Annotated in this window: 19 protein-coding genes; 10 read left to right on the top strand and 9 right to left on the bottom strand. The window is 54.9% G+C overall.

Going from position 1 to position 19,231, the window contains the following annotated elements; genetic code table 11:
- Positions 1-67: 67 nt before the first annotated feature.
- The 3 genes from WCK51_02755 to WCK51_02745 are packed head-to-tail and all read right to left on the bottom strand — an operon-like array spanning position 68 to position 3,864.
- Positions 68-3,091, bottom strand: a complete 3,024-nt coding sequence (locus WCK51_02755) for a caspase family protein (GenBank protein ID MEI7575786.1) — start codon at positions 3,089-3,091, stop codon at positions 68-70.
- A 9-nt stretch (positions 3,092-3,100) separates the two neighbouring features.
- Positions 3,101-3,535 (bottom strand): hypothetical protein, encoded by a 435-nt coding sequence (locus WCK51_02750; protein ID MEI7575785.1) that lies wholly within the window; start codon positions 3,533-3,535, stop codon positions 3,101-3,103.
- Positions 3,532-3,864: a YraN family protein gene (locus WCK51_02745; protein ID MEI7575784.1), complete on the bottom strand. Its 333-nt coding sequence runs from the start codon at positions 3,862-3,864 to the stop codon at positions 3,532-3,534. The genes WCK51_02750 and WCK51_02745 overlap by 4 nt, the downstream gene beginning before the upstream one ends.
- Positions 3,865-3,880: 16 nt before the next feature.
- Between WCK51_02745 and WCK51_02740 the strand changes: the two genes are divergently transcribed.
- Positions 3,881-5,206 carry a hypothetical protein gene (locus WCK51_02740; protein ID MEI7575783.1) on the top strand — a complete coding sequence of 442 codons (1,326 nt, stop codon included), beginning with the start codon at positions 3,881-3,883 and terminating at the stop codon, positions 5,204-5,206.
- Here the strand turns inward: WCK51_02740 and WCK51_02735 are convergent.
- On the bottom strand, positions 5,203-5,787 hold the full coding sequence (locus WCK51_02735) for a ribonuclease HII (protein ID MEI7575782.1): 585 nt from the start codon (positions 5,785-5,787) through the stop codon (positions 5,203-5,205). The two genes, WCK51_02740 and WCK51_02735, sit on opposite strands and share 4 nt — an antisense overlap.
- The gene (gene lipB, locus WCK51_02730) at positions 5,780-6,412 is read right to left on the bottom strand and encodes a lipoyl(octanoyl) transferase LipB (protein MEI7575781.1); all 633 of its coding nucleotides are present in this window, start codon (positions 6,410-6,412) and stop codon (positions 5,780-5,782) included. The genes WCK51_02735 and lipB overlap by 8 nt, the downstream gene beginning before the upstream one ends.
- Positions 6,413-6,447: 35 nt before the next feature.
- Between lipB and WCK51_02725 the strand changes: the two genes are divergently transcribed.
- From WCK51_02725 to nadA, 4 genes are read left to right on the top strand one after another with little or no spacing between them, the layout of a single operon-like run.
- On the top strand, positions 6,448-7,059 hold the full coding sequence (locus tag WCK51_02725) for a hemolysin III family protein (GenBank protein MEI7575780.1): 612 nt from the start codon (positions 6,448-6,450) through the stop codon (positions 7,057-7,059).
- A 22-nt stretch (positions 7,060-7,081) separates the two neighbouring features.
- The gene (locus WCK51_02720; GenBank protein ID MEI7575779.1) at positions 7,082-8,005 is read left to right on the top strand and encodes an LD-carboxypeptidase; all 924 of its coding nucleotides are present in this window, start codon (positions 7,082-7,084) and stop codon (positions 8,003-8,005) included.
- Positions 7,990-9,378: a phosphodiester glycosidase family protein gene (locus WCK51_02715; protein MEI7575778.1), complete on the top strand. Its 1,389-nt coding sequence runs from the start codon at positions 7,990-7,992 to the stop codon at positions 9,376-9,378. Before WCK51_02720 ends, WCK51_02715 begins: the two co-directional genes overlap by 16 nt.
- 19 nt (positions 9,379-9,397) lie before the next feature.
- Positions 9,398-10,492, top strand: a complete 1,095-nt coding sequence (gene nadA / locus WCK51_02710; GenBank protein MEI7575777.1) for a quinolinate synthase NadA — start codon at positions 9,398-9,400, stop codon at positions 10,490-10,492.
- Here the strand turns inward: nadA and lon are convergent.
- Both lon and WCK51_02700 read right to left on the bottom strand, forming a co-directional pair.
- Positions 10,465-12,792 (bottom strand): endopeptidase La, encoded by a 2,328-nt coding sequence (gene lon, locus WCK51_02705; GenBank protein ID MEI7575776.1) that lies wholly within the window; start codon positions 12,790-12,792, stop codon positions 10,465-10,467. The two genes, nadA and lon, sit on opposite strands and share 28 nt — an antisense overlap.
- A 105-nt stretch (positions 12,793-12,897) precedes the next feature.
- Entirely contained in the window at positions 12,898-13,461 is a 564-nt protein-coding gene (locus WCK51_02700; GenBank protein ID MEI7575775.1) for a MarR family transcriptional regulator, read from the bottom strand.
- Positions 13,462-14,225: 764 nt separating this feature from the next.
- Between WCK51_02700 and WCK51_02695 the strand changes: the two genes are divergently transcribed.
- A complete protein-coding gene (locus tag WCK51_02695) occupies positions 14,226-14,819 on the top strand; it encodes a hypothetical protein (protein ID MEI7575774.1) in 594 nt (197 codons plus the stop codon).
- Positions 14,820-14,822: 3 nt separating this feature from the next.
- Here WCK51_02695 and WCK51_02690 read toward each other — a convergent pair whose 3' ends face one another.
- Entirely contained in the window at positions 14,823-15,074 is a 252-nt protein-coding gene (locus WCK51_02690; GenBank protein MEI7575773.1) for a ferredoxin family protein, read from the bottom strand.
- Between the two features lie 111 nt (positions 15,075-15,185).
- Here WCK51_02690 and WCK51_02685 point away from each other — a divergent pair, with 111 nt between their 5' ends.
- The 3 genes from WCK51_02685 to WCK51_02675 all read left to right on the top strand — a co-directional run bounded on the left by WCK51_02685 (position 15,186) and on the right by WCK51_02675 (position 18,062).
- Positions 15,186-16,295 carry a hypothetical protein gene (locus WCK51_02685; protein MEI7575772.1) on the top strand — a complete coding sequence of 370 codons (1,110 nt, stop codon included), beginning with the start codon at positions 15,186-15,188 and terminating at the stop codon, positions 16,293-16,295.
- A 98-nt stretch (positions 16,296-16,393) separates the two neighbouring features.
- Positions 16,394-16,786 (top strand): iron-sulfur cluster assembly accessory protein, encoded by a 393-nt coding sequence (locus WCK51_02680; GenBank protein ID MEI7575771.1) that lies wholly within the window; start codon positions 16,394-16,396, stop codon positions 16,784-16,786.
- 178 nt (positions 16,787-16,964) lie between these two features.
- Positions 16,965-18,062 carry an outer membrane beta-barrel protein gene (locus WCK51_02675; protein MEI7575770.1) on the top strand — a complete coding sequence of 366 codons (1,098 nt, stop codon included), beginning with the start codon at positions 16,965-16,967 and terminating at the stop codon, positions 18,060-18,062.
- Positions 18,063-18,184: 122 nt separating this feature from the next.
- Here the strand turns inward: WCK51_02675 and queF are convergent, their stop codons facing one another.
- On the bottom strand, positions 18,185-18,526 hold the full coding sequence (queF, locus tag WCK51_02670) for a preQ(1) synthase (GenBank protein ID MEI7575769.1): 342 nt from the start codon (positions 18,524-18,526) through the stop codon (positions 18,185-18,187).
- A 135-nt stretch (positions 18,527-18,661) separates the two neighbouring features.
- Here queF and efp point away from each other — a divergent pair, with 135 nt between their 5' ends.
- Positions 18,662-19,228 (top strand): elongation factor P, encoded by a 567-nt coding sequence (gene efp, locus WCK51_02665; protein ID MEI7575768.1) that lies wholly within the window; start codon positions 18,662-18,664, stop codon positions 19,226-19,228.
- The last annotated feature ends 3 nt before the right edge of the window (positions 19,229-19,231 follow it).

Here is a 19,231-nt window from a genome sequence, read left to right as displayed (position 1 = left end):
TCGGCGTCCTGGACGATGCCACGAAGCTTTAGCCTAGGCGATGAGAATCCCGTGGCATCAAGCATCCTCACTGCGACTTCTGCTTGATCACCAGTTGAAATTGTTTGTGGTTGGGGAGGCGGAGGACTAGGGCTTGGTCTTTGATGCGGGCGGCGGGGAGGAGTTTGGCTAGGAGCTGTGCGGATTGGCCGCCGGTGGTCGCGCTTGCCCGGAGGTTGCCGAGGGGGTCAACTTTGCCAGTGATCGTATAGGTTTCGCCTTTGTCGATTTGCAGGGTTCCGGTGACGGTGTCGTCCGGCTTGGAAGTGAGCTTTAGGGTGGCTGATCCGGCACCGAAACCATCGATTTGAAGAGTGTGGGTAGGGTTCTTTTCGTCGGCGAAGTCTTCGCCAACCCAGATGAGGTCTAGCTCAGCCGGGACCGTAACGGGAGTTGAGAATGGGATTGCGGCGAGGATGGGGTTGCCGATATTGGCGGTAGAGCTTCGGTAGGCGAGGTCGTCCTGCTCCTTTGTGCGTTTTTCCTTCTGGAGCAGCTTGGCGTACTCGGCGACACAGTGGATGGAGGCGGATTGGTTGGTGACTTTTCCGTTGGGGTTGGCTTCGGCGAGGATTTTTTCGACTTCTTTGGCGCGACCGTTTTGTGCGAGAATCACGGCGGCAATTTGCTTGGCTACGGCTTGGACTTCGTGTTCGACTTCGGTTTTCAGGATCGCCTCGAAGGCGTTTTTATCGCCACTTTTGAACTTTGACCCGGCGAGGACGACCTCGCGCATGGGACCGATCATGAAGGAACCCCCGGGAAGGCCCTTGGTGAGTTCGGCGGCTTCCTTGTATTGACCGACCATCGTCAGATGGGCGGCGAAGGACCACTTCATGTCGATGCGGTCGGATTCCATGACTCCGGCGGCGAGGACGCATTGGCGCATAGCGTCGATGTCTTCGGCGGCGTTGGCGAGGAGGTAGCGAGTTTGGTAGTAGAGGTTTCCAAGGCGGCCTTTAACAGCGGATTCGCCGGTGAGGGTTTGCATCAGGTTAAAGATTCGTGGCCCTTCGCCGAGGCGAAGGGCGGTAATCCCGAGCTTGTTCCAGAGGGATTCACTGGTGCCAAATTTATCGATCAGGCCGATCCATTGCTTGTAGATGCTGTTGTCGAAGTCACTTCGTACAGAAGTTTCTGCGCCATGGTTTTCGATGGCGTCTTCGAAGATCGCATCGTTGAGTTCGTAGACTTGGAGCAGGAGGTTGACGGGGTCGTCGCAGTATTTTTGAACTTCAGTGAAAGCGTTTGCGACCAGATTAGGATCCTGCTTTTGCATTGCCTCGGAGAAGAGGGCGGCGTAGCGGAGTTTCCAGTCGAAGGGGGATTCTTTGAGGCGTAGGGCGAGGTCGGCGGCAAGTGATCCGGCTTCGACGCCTGCCATTTGGACGCTCAGGCAGGCGGCGTCTCCTAGCAGACCCTTGGTTTTAGCGGCTCGTTGGGCGGTTTCGACGGAGCCTTTGATATCTCCAGCCCGGCGAAGACCCCAGGCGGATGAGGCGAGCCAAGTAGCTTGGTGCGGTCCGGCGTCGAAGGGCTCTTTGAGGAGAGATATTAGGGCGTCGTAACGATCGAGGTCACCGAGTAGACGCGAGTGCAGAATCCTGACCAGATAGCGATTAACGTACGTGGTTGGCGGGCAGAGGTCAGCGGTTTGGTAGGCCAAGATGGCCTCATCCACTTTTCCCTCACCGATGGCGAGATCGGCCTTAAGGATGAAGTGAATCATGCTGTTTGGGTCGGTACTGGGTAGGATGGATCGGCAAAAATTGGTCACTTCGGATCCGCTTGCATATGCCCGCATTGAGCCCCAGACGGTGACCAGAATGTCCTCGGAGGGGGCATAGGTGCGTACAAGTTGTTGGGCGGCTTCAACTCGATCGAGAGGAGCAACGGAACGGCTTGGGGTCCACAGAGTGGCGAGGGGGGAATAAGTTTCATTCCCTGCGATTCGAATTTCACGGTAGAGGCGTTCGGATTCGCCGTAGCGTCCGGTACCGAGGAGGGAGCACGCGAGGAGAAACTTTGCGCTGAGGTTGTCGGGGGAAATGGACTCGACGACCTTGAGGGCGGGGATGGCTTGTTCGTAGTTTCCGGCGGCGGCGAAGTTGGTTGCGTGCTCGAGGAGAGCGTCGCTGTATCTTGCGGGGTCGGATTTGCCGGCTTCTTCTTCTATCGCCTTCAGGCTGAACCTGGTCGTGATTTCGCTGGGAAAGGCACCGAGGAGGATGTCTTTGGATTCGTCGGTCCAGGCGGTGGGTTTTTGGGCGCTGTTGCCGTAATCGGGTTGGGTGTAGCCGAAGGCGTTTTTTGCGACGCTCGTGGCTACGGAACTTGCCCAAAGCGAGCCCATTGAGCTGCGAAGGGTTTTGTTTTCCAGGGCGCGGATGAGGAAGTGCGTAAAGACTCCGCTTTTGAGTTTGGGAGACTCGTAAGATTTGGTTCCGGGTTCGCAGCCGAGGAGGATGGCGATATTGCTCTTCTTGCCGAGCTCGATAAGCTCTGTCCCGAAGTCATTTTTGTCACCCGCGCGGCAGGCGTCGGTGATGACGAGGACATTTCGGAGTCCGGCGCTGACAAACTTGCCCACGATCTCCTGAACCGGAACACCGGTTTGCTCGATATTGGCGGCCGTTGCATCGACCGGGCAGAGGTAGTCGCCTTTTGGGGTTCCCATACCGTGCCCGCTGAAAAACAGGATGAAGAGGTCCCCCTTGTTCAGAGTGGGGTCTTTGAGGAGCTTTTCGAGAGAGTCGCGAATGCCCTCAGACGTTGGTTTGGCGTTCGCTTCGGGCTCGTTAGAAATGAGTTGGATCGAATCAGGAGTGAATCGGTAGCTGGAGATCAGTTCTTCGCGGAAACGTCTGGCGTCTGACCCTGGATAGTTGAGCTTTGAAAGATGTTGATAATCGGCGGCTCCGATGATCAGGGCACGACGGTGGGGTTGAACCAGCGGAAGTTCGCGACCCGGCGTGGGGGCTTGGGCCAAGCCGAGTGTGGCGACCCAGGTGAGGATCGCGAAAAGAAGCCAACGCACCTGTTTCTGACGCACTTGTGCGGTTTACCGCTTCACGAGAGCTTTTGTGCGGCTGTGACGGTATTTGAACAGGATTGTCAGGACCACAATTGAGACAAGTCGACCAATTGTGCCTCCATGGGCGGTAAAGAAAAGTTCGTCGCGGAGTGTAGAACCGTTGTCATCGCCTGCAAAGATGTGATTGTGGCTCCACTGTTTAAACGGGGACTTGCTCGCGCGGTCGGTGAATCCGGTTGGCGGATTGACGTTGGAAAGCTCGACAGCCCATTCTTGGCGGAGCACGCCAAGTATCCAGCTCGTGACTTGGAGTTTTGCCCCGTTGATCACCTTCAGTTCTCCGGTGAGCTTCACTTTGGTGAGCGGCGGGCATAACTGGTGGATGGCTTCACTCGAAGAATGGAACTCCCAGAGCTTCTGCTGAGAGCATGGCATTCGGGTCTCAAAAATGAGGTTGATCATAGAAATCGCTCGGTATGCCTCAGCCCGCTGGGACCGATTGCGATGAAGTCGAATCGGAACTCCCGCTCCTCGGGCATCTCAGAAAGATACGCAGTAGCGACGCGGCGAATTGCATCCAGCTTTTCTTCGGTAATCGACCATTCGGCCTGATCGTCCGCCCTCCAGCGGACTTCTACGAAGACTAATTCTTCGCCATCCAGGGCGACGATGTCGATTTCTCCACCCCGAATCGTGTAATTTCGTGTGACAATGGTAAAGCCCTTGGCACGGAGGAATTCCACCGCCAGCATCTCGTACTCGCGACCTTTCGGAACCCGATTGCCACTCACGACACCATTCTGAACGATGTTAGTCTTTCCTTTCGCGCCACAAATTGACCTTAAAGAAACTGTCCTTTTGAAGTTGGACGCCAAAAAGGTGGACTTATCCAGTCTGGTCGTCAGTCCGGATCGATCTAGAGTGGCGTGTACTTCGGCGGACAAGAAATATGCGTTATTGGACGGAAAACGGTTCGGTCCGTTTGTTGCGACCGCACCTCCGGTGTTTAGTGGCGACTCTCGGTCGTTTGCGTTTGCCGCGATGCGCGATAACCAACAGGGGGGCGAGATGTACTTGAACGGCGAGTATGTCAAAACCGAGTACGAGGTCACTCGGGTACTCCGCCTCGGCGATTCCGGACCGATTGCCTGGACCGAACGAGGTAAACCTGGAGTGCGGCTTTGCACAAACGAGTTCAAGACCGAATGGATGCCAAGACTTGTTCGTTCGGCATTTAGCACCGACGGCAAAGGATTCTCGTTCATCTTCACGGCATTGCCAAAGGATGCCGCCGACAATCCTCCTGAGTTCTTAATGCAGGGAAACACCCCGGCCGTGCCCCGGGCAAGGACCTTGAACTGTTTCCCTGCGCCCGGTGGATTGAATTTTTTGAGCGTTCATCTTGACGTGCAGTTCAATTCAAGCGCTCCAGCGGACACGGGTTTCGGAGACTGGAATGGGCAACGATTCGTCTATCTTGGCAAGGTAGTCGGACTTCCAGTGTTCAACACCAGCGGATCAGCTTGGGCCGTGCGCAGTGAATACACGGGCGTAACTCCGAAGGGGAACATGCAGTTTTCGAAGTACACGACCTCGGCAGGATCCGTTCGTGAGCTTGATATTCAGAATGGATTTTCTTTCCGTCCTGGGTCCGAGAGCTATGTTTTGTGTGGGAAGCGAGGGGATGACTTCTTCATCAAAAAGTCGCCGGCGCTGGCGGTGCCTTATGCAGATTTCCCTGGGCTTGATGTTGCTCCTCGGGAGTTCTATCGGGGTGCGGCATGGTCGGGAAACAATGTCATCCTCCTGTTTCAAAGCAAGAAGACCAAGCCTTCGCTGTTCTTCGAGGGCAAAGGTTTGGTTGACCTAAACGTTGAGGAAGCGATGCCCGCTTCTCTTTCGGTCAGTCCTGACGGGAAATACCTTGCTCTTAATGTGACTAAGAATGATCTGCCAAGGGTGATGGTGATTCCGGTGGATAATCCCTTGCAGATGACGCTTGTTGGCAAAGAGGATTTTGTTGTTGATCAGCCCGAAAAAGCAGCTCCGCTGTGGATCGACAATCGCTCGCTTCGGTTCCTTGGCTTGCGGAAAGGGCAGCTTCTTCGCATGGACGCGACGATCAAGGATTAGAAGAGCGTGGCTTGGTAGAACGCCGCTACTGGCGCAAATGAGCGGCGGTGGATGGGGCAGGGGCCGTGTTGTCTGAGGGCTTCGAGGTGCTCGGGCGTCGGGTACCCGAAGTGTTTATCGAAGCCATATTGAGGGAATTCAGTGGCGATTTCGACCATGTATCGGTCTCGGACGTTCTTGGCGAGAATTGAGGCGGCGGCGATTTCGGCGATTTTGCCGTCGCCTTTGACGACGGTTTCGACTGGAATGCTGAGTCCCTTCGGGATCTGGTTTCCGTCTATGAGTGCCCCCAGGGGGTTTTTAAGGGAGAGGATGGCTCGGCTCATAGCTGCGAGAGAGGCGTGGAGGATGTTCTTCTGTTCGATTTCGTCGGGCCAAGCGAACTCGATGTGGAAGGTTGCGCCTTCGCGAATCCTGGTTTCTAGGAGTTCGCGTTTGGTTGGGTCGAGTTTTTTGGAGTCGTTAAGGCCCTGGATGTTGAACTGTTCAGGAAGAATGACGGCGGCGGCCACCACCGGACCCGCGAGGGGCCCACGACCAGCTTCGTCGGCCCCTGCCCAACCGGGGCGGCGATCAAGCATCGAAGACCTCGTGGAAGCCTTGGATTAGGTGGGGTTTGAATTCTTCGGTGGTGAATGGTTTGCCGAGTTCTTGGCAGATTGAGGTCACGCCGTGGGTTCGGATTCCGCAGGGGACGAACCAAGTGAAGGGTTCCAGATCGATGTTGCAGTTGACGGCAATTCCGTGCATTGAGACCCACTTTTTGAGCTTGATGCCGATGGCGCAGACCTTTTTCTCGTTGATCCAGACTCCGGAATTCACATCGAGTCGCTCGCCTTCGAGGTTGATCTTGGACAGTCCTCGGATGACGGATTCTTCGAGTTGGCGCATCCAGAGATGCAGGTCCTTGCCGCGTTGTGCGACGTTGAAGATGGGATACGCAACGAGTTGACCGGGGGCATGATAGGTGACGTCTCCGCCACGGTCCGTCGGCTGAATATCGATGCCTCTTTCGGCATAAAAGTCTCTGGGGTAGAGCAGATTTTCTGCGTGAAAACTTGCGCCCAAGGTGAGCACAGGCGGGTGTTCCACCAGCAGAAGAACATCTCCTCGTCCACCTTGAACCTCGGCCACGTAGCGATTTTGCACCTCGAACGCTTCGGTGTAGCTCATTCTCCCAAGGTCAACCACGTCGAAACTCGCCACTACGCTTCTAGTTTGAACCAAGGTACATTCGAGGAGTGAGAGTTCGCGAGCCGTTTAATGCTTTTTCGCACCTAGCTGGAGCGATTTTGGCGGTGCTTGGGCTCGCCTATCTGATTTTCAAGAACGGTGTCCCATCGGCTCCGGCGTATCTCGTGTATGGGTTTGGGACTGCTTTCTTGTTCATTTCCAGCGCGATTTACCACTGGACCAAGGTGGCAAAGCCTGGTTTGCAGAAGATGGATCATGCGGCGATTTACTGCATGATTGCGGGCACTTACTTCCCCGTTGCGCTGCTTGGAATTGGCGGGGCGTTGGGGGTCGGGGTGGTAGTGGTTCAATGCGTTCTGTGTGCGATTGGGGTGACGACGACGATTCTGATGGATAAGCCGCCGACCTGGCTCCGGCTGGTTTTGTACTTGGTGATGGGGTGGATGATGTTGCCGTTCATCGGAATTCTGATTCCGAAGATCAGCACGGTTGCGGTGATTTGGATGTTCGCCGGTGGCCTTTCGTACACCATCGGGACCGTGGTGTACGCCTCCAAGCGACCCAAGCTCTGGCCGGGGAAGTTTAGTTTTCACGAGCTCTGGCATGTGTTTGTGCTCGTTGGGGCGGCTTGCCACTTTGCCGTGATGACTTACCTGTAGACTCGGTATTCTTTTCGCTTCGATGCCAAAGCCGAAAGCCTTACGCCCGGGGGATACGATCAGCATTGTTTCTCCGGCGTCGCCGTTGAGTCCTGAGCAGACCGCGAAGGGGTTCGCGATCTTAGAGAAGGCGGGTTACAAGTTGAAGCTGACTCCTCATGTTTACGCGGCGGCGGACTACCTGGCAGGATCAGATGAGGACCGAGCGAAGGACTTGCAGGATGCTTTCGATGATCCCGAGACGCAAGCAGTTTTCTGTTCGAGGGGCGGCTATGGATGCTCGCGTCTCATGCCGTTTCTTGATCTCGACCGGATGGCGGCATCGAGGAAGCTGTTCAGCGGGTTTTCGGATATTACGGTTCTTCATGCTGCACTGAACCGACGCGGTTTGCCGACTCTGCATGCGCCGATGGCTCTGACCCTTCATACGGATAGAGAGGAGTGGGTTTATGAATCGCTTCGAGCTGCCCTGAGTGGAGGCGATCCGATCCCAGACGCGGCTCCGTTCGGCAGCACTCTGGTTCCTGGCCGGGCGAGTGGAGTCGTCGGGGGCGGATGCTTGATTCTGCTGAGCGATCTGATCGGCACTCCTGAACAGCTGCACATGGACGGCAAAATCGTCTTGCTGGAAGACGTGGATGAAGCTCCTCACCGAATCGATGCGATGCTGACTCACCTCATCAACTCGGGCTCAATCCAGGGAGCGTCGGGGATCGTTATCGGAGAGATGACAAGGTCCGACGAGCGGGCGGACAAGACGATCGGTGCGAGGCCCTGGCGAGAAATTGTCGGAGAAAGGCTATCGAGGCTCGGGATTCCGACGATGATTGATTTTCCGTTCGGCCATGCGAAGCAGATGTTGTCGCTTCCGCTGGGGATTCGAGCCGAAATGGATGCCAACCTTGGTACATTGAAGTATACGGAGTCGCTATGCGAGCAAGATTAGGTCTCATTTTCCTGGTGCCGGTCTGGTTGACCGCGAGTTCATTTCAGTCGGCGCGAAGCCAGGTTTGGGAAAAACCTATCGCCCCAGGCCTCATCTACCGCGAAGAAATTCAACTCGATCCGCCGCGCATGATTCACTCGCTTAGGGTGATCGGTCAGAATCCGGTGATTTCCTTCTTGCCGGAACTTGCCGGGAAGACGGTTTTTGAGCCCAACTCAAATGGACTCGGCAAGGTCAGCGGAATCGTTGAGGAGACGGGCGCCATTGCGGCGATTAACGCAGACTTTTTCTCGGTCAATCCGGCACAAGGTGACCCACTCGGGTTGATGGTTCGGCGAGGGACATTCTTGAGCCTTCCGAACCCACGGCGAGCAGTGTTTGCGTGGGGGCCGACGAACTCAGTTTTCGGATTTGCGCGTTTCAGTGGCTCGGTCACTCCTGAGGGTGGTTCGCCGATCATCATCGACGGGTTCAACCAAGAGTGCCCGGAGAACAAAGTGACTCTGAACACACCGGACGCCGGGATTTCTAAGTCCAAATCACCCTGCTTGACCGTGGTTCTGAAAGTCGACGGTTCAAGGATTTCCCCTTCTACCCAAATTGGAGCTACGGTTGTTAGCGCCTCAGCCGATGCGGCGAACATGCCGCTCAATGACGGAAAGTTCACTCTGGTTGCTCATGGATCGAAGATCGAGCAATTGGCAGATCTCCAGCCAGGACAACGGCTGACCATCAAACTGTCGACAGCCGGTTTTGATTGGGAGAAGATAGAGAATGTCGTGAGTGGTGGTTCGCTTCTGATGCGAGACGGCAACATCTATGTGGATGCCGAGAACGAAGGATTCGGGACGGATTTTGCCAATGTTCGCCACCCACGAACGGCGGTTGGTAGAACGGGCGATGGCGATCTGGTGTTCGTCGCGATCGATGGACGCCAAAAGATGAGCGTCGGTGCAACCCTGAGTGAAGCCGCGGAAATCATGAAAGAACTCGGTTGCCGCGATGCGCTGAACCTGGATGGGGGCGGTTCAACGACAATGAATGTCCTTGGTCTGAACCTGAATCGTCCCAGCGATAAGACGGGCGAACGGCCCGTCGCAAACGGAGTCGCGTTTTACGGACCGAAACTTCCGGTGATTGACACCAAGATGAAGTTTCAGATCGTCGGTCCGTTGATCGTCGATGGAAAAGCCCAAGCTCGAGTCGTTGACGGCACCGGGAAAGAGGTCCCGAACATCGAGGTCCTTTGGAGTCTTCAGGGCGCAGCTTGGATCGACCAAGGCGGGCAGATCACAGGGCTGGAGAAAGGACCAGTGACGCTTCAAGCGTTTTGCCGAGGAACACTACTGACCGCGAAGATTGCGATCAAGTAACGGACGTAGAAAGAAGTAGATGTACCAACCGCCGCTTCCCCCCGACTACACCAATCTGAGCGACGACGAGTTGCGGACTCGAATCAACGCCGCTCGAGCTGCGATGGGAAAGCGGCTGGTGATTCTTGGGCATCACTACCAGCGCGACGAGATCATCGAGCATGCGGATTTTCGTGGCGATAGCTACAAGCTGGCGAAGCTCGCCGCCGCCGCACCCGACGCTGAGTACATCGTGTTCTGTGGCGTTCACTTCATGGCGGAGAGCGCTGATATTCTGACTCCTGAAGACAAAGTTGTGATCCTACCAAACCTGGCGGCAGGATGCAGCATGGCGGACATGGCGAATCTGTTCCAGGTTCGTGCGGCTTGGAAACAGATCCACTCAGTCATCGGTGCCGACGAGAAGGTGATTCCGGTCACCTACATCAACTCGGCGGCGAATCTTAAGGCGTTCGTCGGAGAGCATGAAGGCACGGTTTGCACGAGCACAAATGCGCCGACTGCCGTGAAATGGGCACTTGAGCAAGGAACCAAGATGTTCTTCTTCCCCGACCAGCACCTTGGGCGGAACACGGGCGTGAAGCTCGGGTACTCGCCCGACGAGATGGTGCTTTGGGATCCGTTCAAGCCAATGGGTGGCAACACCCCAGAAGCGATCCAGCAAGCGAAGTTCATTCTCTGGAAAGGTCACTGTTCGGTCCATAAGCGGTTCACTGTTGAGCAAATCGAGAAGGCTCGGAGGGATCATCCGGGCGTTCACGTCATCGTTCACCCTGAGTGCGAACTGGAAGTTGTTGAAGCGGCGGACAGCAACGGATCGACCGAGTTCATTCTTGATTCAATCACCAGAGCTCCCAGCGGAACGAAGTGGGCGGTGGGGACCGAGATCAACCTCGTTTCGCGCCTCGCGAAAGAGATGCCCGACAAGGAGATCCTCTGCCTTGATCCAGAGATTTGTCCCTGCGCGACGATGTACCGGATCCACCCAAGTTTCCTGCTTTGGATTCTGGAGAACCTGGTCGAGGGCAACGTCCTCAACCAAGTCAAGGTCCCAGCCGAAGTCCGGGAGAACGCGCTGATTTCGCTTCAGAGAATGCTGACCGTCTGTGCGTAGTCGAATGCGAAGTCCAAGGACTCCTCAAAGGTTTTGATTGGCTTGAGCAGAATGCCTTCTCGGACCTCTTCCGACATGCGTTCGACCTCGGCCTGAAGGGTTCCCGGATACAAGACGGTACCGTAACCAAACCGTTTTGCCGCAAGAATCTTTTCTCTTAAACCCCCAACCGGCAGGATTTGACCACGGAGAGTGATTTCGCCTGTCATGGCGACTTTGCCGCTAGCGGGGCGGCCGGTGAAGGCGGAAAAGAGCGCGATGGCGAGGGTGATTCCGGCACTCGGGCCGTCCTTAGGGATCGCGGCTTGGGGAAGGTGGACATGGACATCGAAGCGAGAGTCGATTTGGCGTGAATCAAGTTGTGAGCGAACGAAGCTGAGGGCGGTTTGAACGGACTCCTGCATCACAGGGCCAAGTGCACCGGTAAGCGTGAGCTTAGGTTCTGGTCCAAGCGGACGGGCGAGGCCGACTTCGATTTGCATCACATCGCCGCCATAGCCCGTCACCACCAGGCCATGCGCGGTTCCGATCTGGGATGCGTGGGAAACTTGGTGATCGATGGGTGCAGGACCGAGCAGCTGGATCAGCGCCGCTGGGTCGATGATCGCGGGGAGTGGTTGATCGGTGGCTTGGAGCGTAGCGAGCTTGCGGGCAAGCCGTTTGCACTCTCGCGACAGTCCGCGAACTCCGGTTTCGCGGGAGTATTGCGAAGCTAGAAGCCGAGTGGCTTCTTCTGTGAGAGGAGGCATAGTGACACCCAGACCTGAGCTCGATGCCGTGGACGGAAGAATGTGCCGCTGGGCAATCTCAACGCGTTCCCCTTCAGAGTAGCCGGAAAACTCGATGACTTCGAGTCGATCAAGCAAGGCGCAGGGGAGCCGATCAAGCAAGTTCGCTGTGGCAATGAAGAGGACTTCAGAGAGATCGAACGGAACTTCGAGATAGTGGTCAACAAACGCGCGGTTCTGCTCCGCGTCGAGGACTTCAAGAAGAGCGCTGGCGGGATCGCCCTGGGCGCCATCATGCATTTTGTCGATTTCATCGAGGATGCAAACGGGGTTCTTCACGCCTGCCGTCCGGATGGCGTTCATGATCTTGCCCATGCGCGAACCGACGTAGGTGCGTCGATGACCACGAATTTCCGCTTCATCTTTAAGACCGCCCAGCGCAATGTTGACGGCAGGTCGCCCCAATACTTCGGCAATTGTGTGGGCTACGCTGGTTTTGCCCACTCCAGGAGGGCCGACGAAACACAGAACCGCCCCCTGGCGGGAGCCGTTGAGTTTGTGGACAGCGAGGAACTCAATCATCCGTTCCTTCACCGAATCGAGACCAAAGTGGTTTGTATCCATAGCCGATTGAGCCTGTCTAAGATCAATCTCGGCGTACGCTGAAGTGCCCCAAGGGAGCGAGACGAGGGTCTCGAGATAGTTGCGGGCGGTCTGGGCTTCGGCAGAATCGGACTCAGCGGTTCTGAGTTTGCGGATTTCGGATTGTGCGCATTGCTTCGCAGAAGAGGGCAGGTCTGCGACCAGTTCTTCGAATCGGTCTGATTCGGACAACCCATCGCCTCCGAGTTCGGTTTGGATGGCGCGAAGCTGTTCTTTGAGGAAGAACTGCCGTTGCGCTCTTCCGATTTCGGAGTCCACTTGGTCTCGAATTTCTTGCTCAATCGAAATCAAGCTCTCCTCTTGTTTCGCGAGTCGAAGGAGAAGAGACAGCCTTTCGTTGAGGTCATTTAGTTCAAGAACGGACTGCTTCTCGGACGCCGAACAGGGCAGGAAGAAGGCCACGGAATCTGCGAACGCCGAATCGGTCTGGGCAGCCGCGATCGATTCCATGCTCTCAGGCGGCACCAGGCGGTGGTTCGCGGCGAGCAGGGCGAAGCACTCGGTGAGGATACGGCGTGATGCGAGCACCGTGAGTGGGTCGCCATCAGAACTTTTGATCGGGGCATAACCGACCCGACCATTTTCGAGCGCGGAAACACTTGCTCGGCTCAACCCGCGGAGCACGGCTCGCGAGCTACCGTCGGGAAGCGGTACCACGTGAAGGACTTCAGAGAGAGTGCCGACCGAATTCAAGTCACTCAAAGCTGGATTCTCGACCGAACCATCTCGCTGAAGAACGACGACAACCAATTGATCGCCCGCGAGAGCGGCATCAAGAGCCGTCAGAGTTGCTGGACGCGACACCATCAACGTCATGATCATGCCAGGAAACTGGACTTGGTCACGAACGGCAACAAGCGGGTGCGAATTGACCTTTGACTTAGCCGAAGAAATGCCCGAACGAGCCATAGTAATGAGAACAAGCTACCACTCAACTCTAGGTTTTTGAACCTGGAACGATGAGATACGGTGGCTTTACCGGGTCAGAACTAGCCCGATTACTTGCTTCTTCGGCTATTTGCTGCCGAGGTTGCGATTGTCAATCTTGACCGAGCTCATCAGGGCGAGAATTTCGTCCATGCTTCGCTCCACTCCAAAGACCTGGTTGTAGGCCACGTCAATGAGATCGAAGATTTCTAGGAGAGCGGAGAGGCGAGTTCGGAGTCCTTGGACTTCTTGGGAAGGGTCTGAATCAGGCAGCTTTTGGAGCACCTCCCGAATTGCGTCGGCAGTTGGATCGAGCTCACGTCGCTTGCGCTCGCGAACCACTCGAAGAAACATCTGATAGGGATCGGTCTCGCTGAAGTAGGTGTCCTTGCGGTCACCGGGTTGGCGGAAACGGCGAACGATGCCCCAGTCCATGAGCTCGCGCAGGTTCATACTTGCATTTCCACGGGAAATCTGGAGCCGATCCATGATTTCGTTCACTTCAAGGGGGTGACCCGTGACGAATAAGAGCGCGTGAATCTGCGCCATCGTCCGGTTGATGCCCCACGAACTGCTCATGCGACCCCATTCGAGAACGAACAGGTCCTGTGCTTTGCGTAGGTTTACGTTCGGTTCTCCAGGTTCGGGCATATCAACTTTCAATTTCTCCAAAGTTTTTGAAGACCAGCCAATTATAGACTGTTAGGAGGAGGAATCTCTTGAATCTAGGGATTCTCAGAACCAGCAAACTTACTAGGGATACTCCCCGGTAAAAAGGGAAGTTTAGAACAGACAATGGCAACGGGGGCAACATCTGGGAAGGTACGTGATCGGAAGCAAGTGTTGCTTTCGAACACGCAACAGCGCCGCTGTCGCTTGCAGGGACTTCAAGACGCCTCTTTACACTACGGGTGGGCTCAGCATTTTTGCGGAGACTCAATAACGATAGAAGTTGTCTCGAAGCGAGCCGTAAGGCAAGGCGACTTTCTATACGTAGAGGTCAGCGCACCTGTCTCTCTTTTGACATTTGTAGCTTATGTCACCGAAGTTATTGCATCTGAGGTCACTCTACAAGTAACGTCCGAAATCGAAGAGCGGGCACTGATTTCGGAAAGCAGAATTCGAGTGCGCAGTTTCGAAGGTGAAATCGTGTGTTTGAGGAACGGGTCAACTACCAATATCACCGTTGTGGATGTTTCAGAGAATGGATTTGGATTCATTTCACAGCAATCATCAAACACCGCGGGGCCTTGTAATATTGTTCTGAAATCCGTTCATGGAGATATCACCCTAAGTGGCGACGTTAGACATTCAAGAAGTGACAAAGAGTCGGGTGGCGTTAAAGGCGGAGTACTGATTCTGGAAATGGATCGAGTCAGCCGAGCCAGATGGGTTCGATTGGTGGGTGGGTAATTATGGCAACTGCAGCTTCTGGTGAGCGTTCTGAGAGTTTTGTAAATGTAAGGGTCCGCCTGCAGCGTCTTCCTGACGCGAAGTTCTTTGCTGGCTGGGTTCGGCAAATGACAGACACCGAGATTACGATTGACTACCAGGGGAGCGAATGGTTTGCCCCTGGCGCGAAGTTCTTCGTGACGGTCAATGGTGTGGAGTCCGCAGCACTCTTTCCTGCCGAACTACAGAATCAGTCGCCTGGATTCATCGTGCTACGGATTTCTGGCGAGCCACGATACACCAAGGCAAACGAAGAAGCCCGACGTTCCATTGTGGGACTCAACGGAGTCCTCCATCTCGGTGACGCGGAGATTGAGCTTCAGATCTTAGATGTTTCCGCCAAGGGCATGGGTGGCATGATCGAGGGGGCAATACCCCGCGGAACTGTTCTTGACTTTGATGTTGACACTCAATTTGGAGCCGTCATCGGCAAGGCCGAGGTACGGTACTGCCGACAAGAAGGCAAGGAATCGACGCGACACCGAATTGGACTTCAAATCTCGAGCATGGGCCGGATCGAAACTGCCCGTTGGGTACGTCTTTCGGACGAGCGCTAACGCCTACTTTTCGTCGGACAATTTTCGACCAAGAGTCGCGTTCTTCTCAATGAAAGATCGCCACTCGGCAGGCACGTCGGTGTCGACAAAGATGGCGGTCACAGGGCACTCAGCCTCGCACAGTCCGCAGTCAATACACTCGTCGGGATTAATGACCACTTGGTCGTCCGTTTCGTAAATGCAATCAACTGGGCAAACAGTCATGCAGGACTTGTCTTTTACTCCGATACAGGGCTCAGCGACGATGTAGGGCATATTCCTAACCTAAATTGTAGCAAGGTTGCCCGTCGCTTCGCCTTGCAACCGCAAAAAGGGGGTTCATTTTTCGGATTTATGAGCCTAGTATTTGTTACAGGTCTTCTTCCTATGAACCATCGAATTTCACTCGCGATCCTTGCTACTTTCGGCATTTCTGCTTTTGCATCTGCCGACGTCACTTTCGGTGGGACCCGTGCTCAGGGCATGGGCGGGGCGGGTCTGGCTCTGCCCTATGACATCGGAAACAACTACCGAATGAACCCAGCGTTCTTGGCGTTTGGCTCCAAGGCTCCCACGCTGCAATGGCCACAGTTCGGATACAAGCTCAACGGAATTTCATTTGGAGATGTGAACAACATTGTCGGCAAACTTAGCAACGGTGGACTCGACTCCGACGGAGTTTTGAGCCTTGCTCGAGACTATGCAAACGGCGATAAAGTGATTGCCGTTAACACCGACTTTGGAGTTCGCTTTGCCGGTTTGGCGCTTGGGGTTCGAGGTGAGTTGGGAATTAACAGCCGTCCGAATCAGCAGTTGCAAAACTGGGCGGCGGCAGGCGGAGACACAAGCAACGTTGACCTCGGATCTCGCCTTGATGCTTACGGATACGGCTACCAGCAAGTCGAGGTTGGCTACGGCAACACTGTCAAAACGAAAGCAGGCAAGCTCTCAATCGGATTCAATGCGAAGCAGATCAAGTCCTATTACGCCCACAAGTTTGCCGACAAGGACACGATCCAGAACAACAATGCCAACGGCGTTCAGAACGGCTCAGGCATCGCGCAGGACTTCGCAGAGTCGTCTTCTTTCGGCATGGACCTTGGGTTCATCTACCGGTTGCCAAACGTTGACGATGTGTTCTTTGGCGCAGTCATCGAGAACTTCATCGAGCCTGGAATCGTTTTTCCATTTGAATCTCCAGGCGGAGGTCAGCCGATTGCAGCTGATGGATTCGACCCTTACAAACGGTCCATTAGCATGGGACTCGGTATCAGTAAGGGCAAGCTCCTGATGGCGGCCGACTTCATTGATCTTGGAAACTCCGCTGGTCGACAGGAAGTGCGATATGGCGCGGAACTCGCGTTTTCACGCAGCTTTGCTCTCAGGGCTGGCTACAACTCACGCACTGCGTTTACCTACGGGGTCAGCCTTGGCGGACTGAACGTGCAGGTTGGCGGTCAGGCTCCACTGACCCTTGCGTCGGTCATTCGCTTCTAATCGCTCAGCATCCAGCCTGAAGAACGGGTGAATCACCAGATTCGCCCTTTTCTGCATTAAAAGGTCAAGATTCATCGTAGAATAAGAGAGATCGAAAAATGATTACGTTAACCGAACGAGCAGCATGTGAACTGAAGGACCTGATGGTCGGACAAGGCAAGACCGAATCAGCCCTTCGCGTTTGGGTCGCGGGAGGCGGATGCTCTGGCCTATCTTACGGAATGGCTCTCGACGACAATCCTCCTGAAGCCGACGACAAAGTGTTTGAGCAAGATGGAGTTCGTCTTCTGATTGATACGCTCAGCCTTGGTTACATGGAAGGATCGTCCGTCGACTACGTTGACGACGTGCTGGGCGGCGGATTTAAGATCGAAAACCCCAATGCAACGTCGTCCTGTGGCTGCGGAAACTCCTTCAAGACCGAAGGTTCTGGATGTGGATCTGGCGGCGGATGCGGTTCCGGTGGTTGTGGAAGCGGCGGTTGCGGCTAGTTCAGTCAAGATAACGTCAAAATCCGCGAAAATAGGCTCCAGTTTCCCTCAAATAGTGCGAAATCAAAGGAATCTGCTTGACAGCAGATTCCTTTTCGTTTAACCTGTAGAAATTACCAGTAAACGCCGATGTTTTCTGATAAGGCCATGTTGCCTGACAAAACCGGAAACGCGACAAATGAAACGAATTCTAGCAGCCGCTATCGCCCTCGCCGCCTTCTCGACCGCATTTGCGGGAGACGACATCAAAGTCAGCGGATGGGTTGACTTCTACTACCAGTACGACTTCAACAAGCCAGCCGTTGGTGCAGCAGTTGCTGGTCGAGGTTACGACTTCACCCAGAACAATTTCTCTCTTGCCAACGCTGTGGTCCGAGTACAGAAGGGCGCAACCGCGAAAAACCCTTACGGATTCACCTTCGACTTCGGCACCGGTCGAAACTTTGAGGTCAACGCAGGTTTGGACAACTCCCAAGCTGCGGCCGTCACATCCAACGCAGTCAGCCCAACCAAGCTTTTCCAACAGGGATACCTCACCTATGCTGCTGCAGATGGCACGACCTGGGATTTCGGTAAGTTCAACACCTGGATCGGTTACGAAAGCGTCTACGCGGTCGATAACATGAACTATTCGATCTCTCCGCTGTTCAATTACTCACAGCCGTTCTGGCACGTCGGTCTCCGCATGACTAAGCCGATCAACGAGTCGACCACGTTCGGATTCTATGCCGTCAACGGTTGGAACATCAGCGACGACGACAACGGCTCTAAGACCCTTGGTCTCAGTTACAGCAAGGTTCAGAGCGATAAGCTCACGACCTCACTCAACTGGATTGGCGGAAACGAGACCGGAAACAACAACGGAATCGGCTTCACCGCACCGGGCCAGACAAACGTCAGTATGATCGACTTCGTCGGCACCTACAAAGTCTCCGCAAAGCACACGCTGGCAGTTAACGCTGACTGGGCAACCGCTAAAGCACTTGATGCCGGCGCAGCCGACGGAAAGTGGTCAGGATACAGCGTCTTCAGCAACCACAGTCTTAGCGACACCCGTGACTTCGGTCTTCGCTACTCGGTGATTGACGATGGCGACGGTCTTCGAGGCCTCGGCGGACGACTCAGCTCGATCACTGCAACCTACGCAATCAAGACCGCAGAAGCCGCTTCACTGCGATTCGAACTCCGACAGGATCAGTCGAACTTCAACCTATTCGCTGGTGACAACGCACGGAATCACATGACGCTGACCGTTGCGCACACGATCAAGTTCTAAGGGAAAGCCGTCAGCTTTCAGTTCTCAGCCCTCAGCTCGACGCTGGGGGCTTTTGCATTGTCAAGGAAGTATTGGCGACAATTAGCTCCTCAGACTAATATCTGAAGACTTAAGCCTGACTGCTACTTCGCTCCCGTCTCTGCGGTGATCACTGAACTAATTCCGCCACGGGCCGCAAATCGCCCTGTCACGCGCATCCAGCGCGGATTGCAAGCGGCCACGAGGTCATCGAGCATCTGGTTCGTGACGGCTTCGTAAAAGATCCCCTTGTTGCGGAAGTCGAGATAGTAATACTTCAGGCTCTTCAGCTCGATGCAAGTGTCGCCGGGGACGTATTCCAGTTCGATAGTAGCAAAATCCGGCAGACCCGTCTTGGGGCAAACGCTGGTGAACTCAGGATTCACGTGCATGATCGTGTAGTTGCGTCCGGGGTTGGGGTTGGGGAAAGTCTCCAGTTCTACCATCGAAACCCTAGTTTACTTGGCACGTCGGAAACCTGGGGAGCGACAAATCCGTATTGCACGGGCAGTGAAGCCCCACAAAATGCCAAAATAGGTTGAACTTTCTCGCCTCGGCGACCCACTTAGGAGATAACTACATTGGCAGATACAAGCGATTTTAAGACAGGCATGGCGTTTCAGATGGACGGCGACACTTGGACGCTCATCGAATTCCAGCACGTTAAGCCCGGAAAGGGTGGCGCATTCGTCCGCACCAAGCTTCGCAAGATCAAGACTGGTCAGGTCTTGGAGAAGACCTTCCGCTCAGGCGAAAAGATCGAGCCCGTGTTCATCGAAAAGATGAAAATGCAGTTCTTGTTCCGACAAATGAACAACGTCACTCTGATGGACATGGACTCCTACGAGCAGATCGTCATCGAAGCAAGTGTGCTCGGCGATCAAGCTGACTTCCTGAAGGAAGACATGGAAATCATCTGCATTCAGGTTAAGGGTGAGGTTCTGGGATACGAACTACCGAACTTTGTGGAGCTCGAGGTCGTTGAAACAGATCCAGGCGAGCGCGGCAACACGGTTAGCGGCGGAGCCACCAAAGCAGCGAAGATGGAGAGCGGTGCAACCATTCAGGTTCCGTTCCATATTAACATTGGGGACATTTTAAAGGTAGATACCCGTAGCGGTTCTTACCTCGAACGTGTTAAAAAGTAGCAA

This window comes from Armatimonadota bacterium (genome assembly GCA_037138755.1).
In the GTDB taxonomy this organism is placed as follows: Bacteria; Armatimonadota; Fimbriimonadia; order Fimbriimonadales; family Fimbriimonadaceae; genus Fimbriimonas.
Note: the sequence above shows the minus strand (reverse complement) of the source record. Positions and strands in the feature narration are given on the sequence as shown.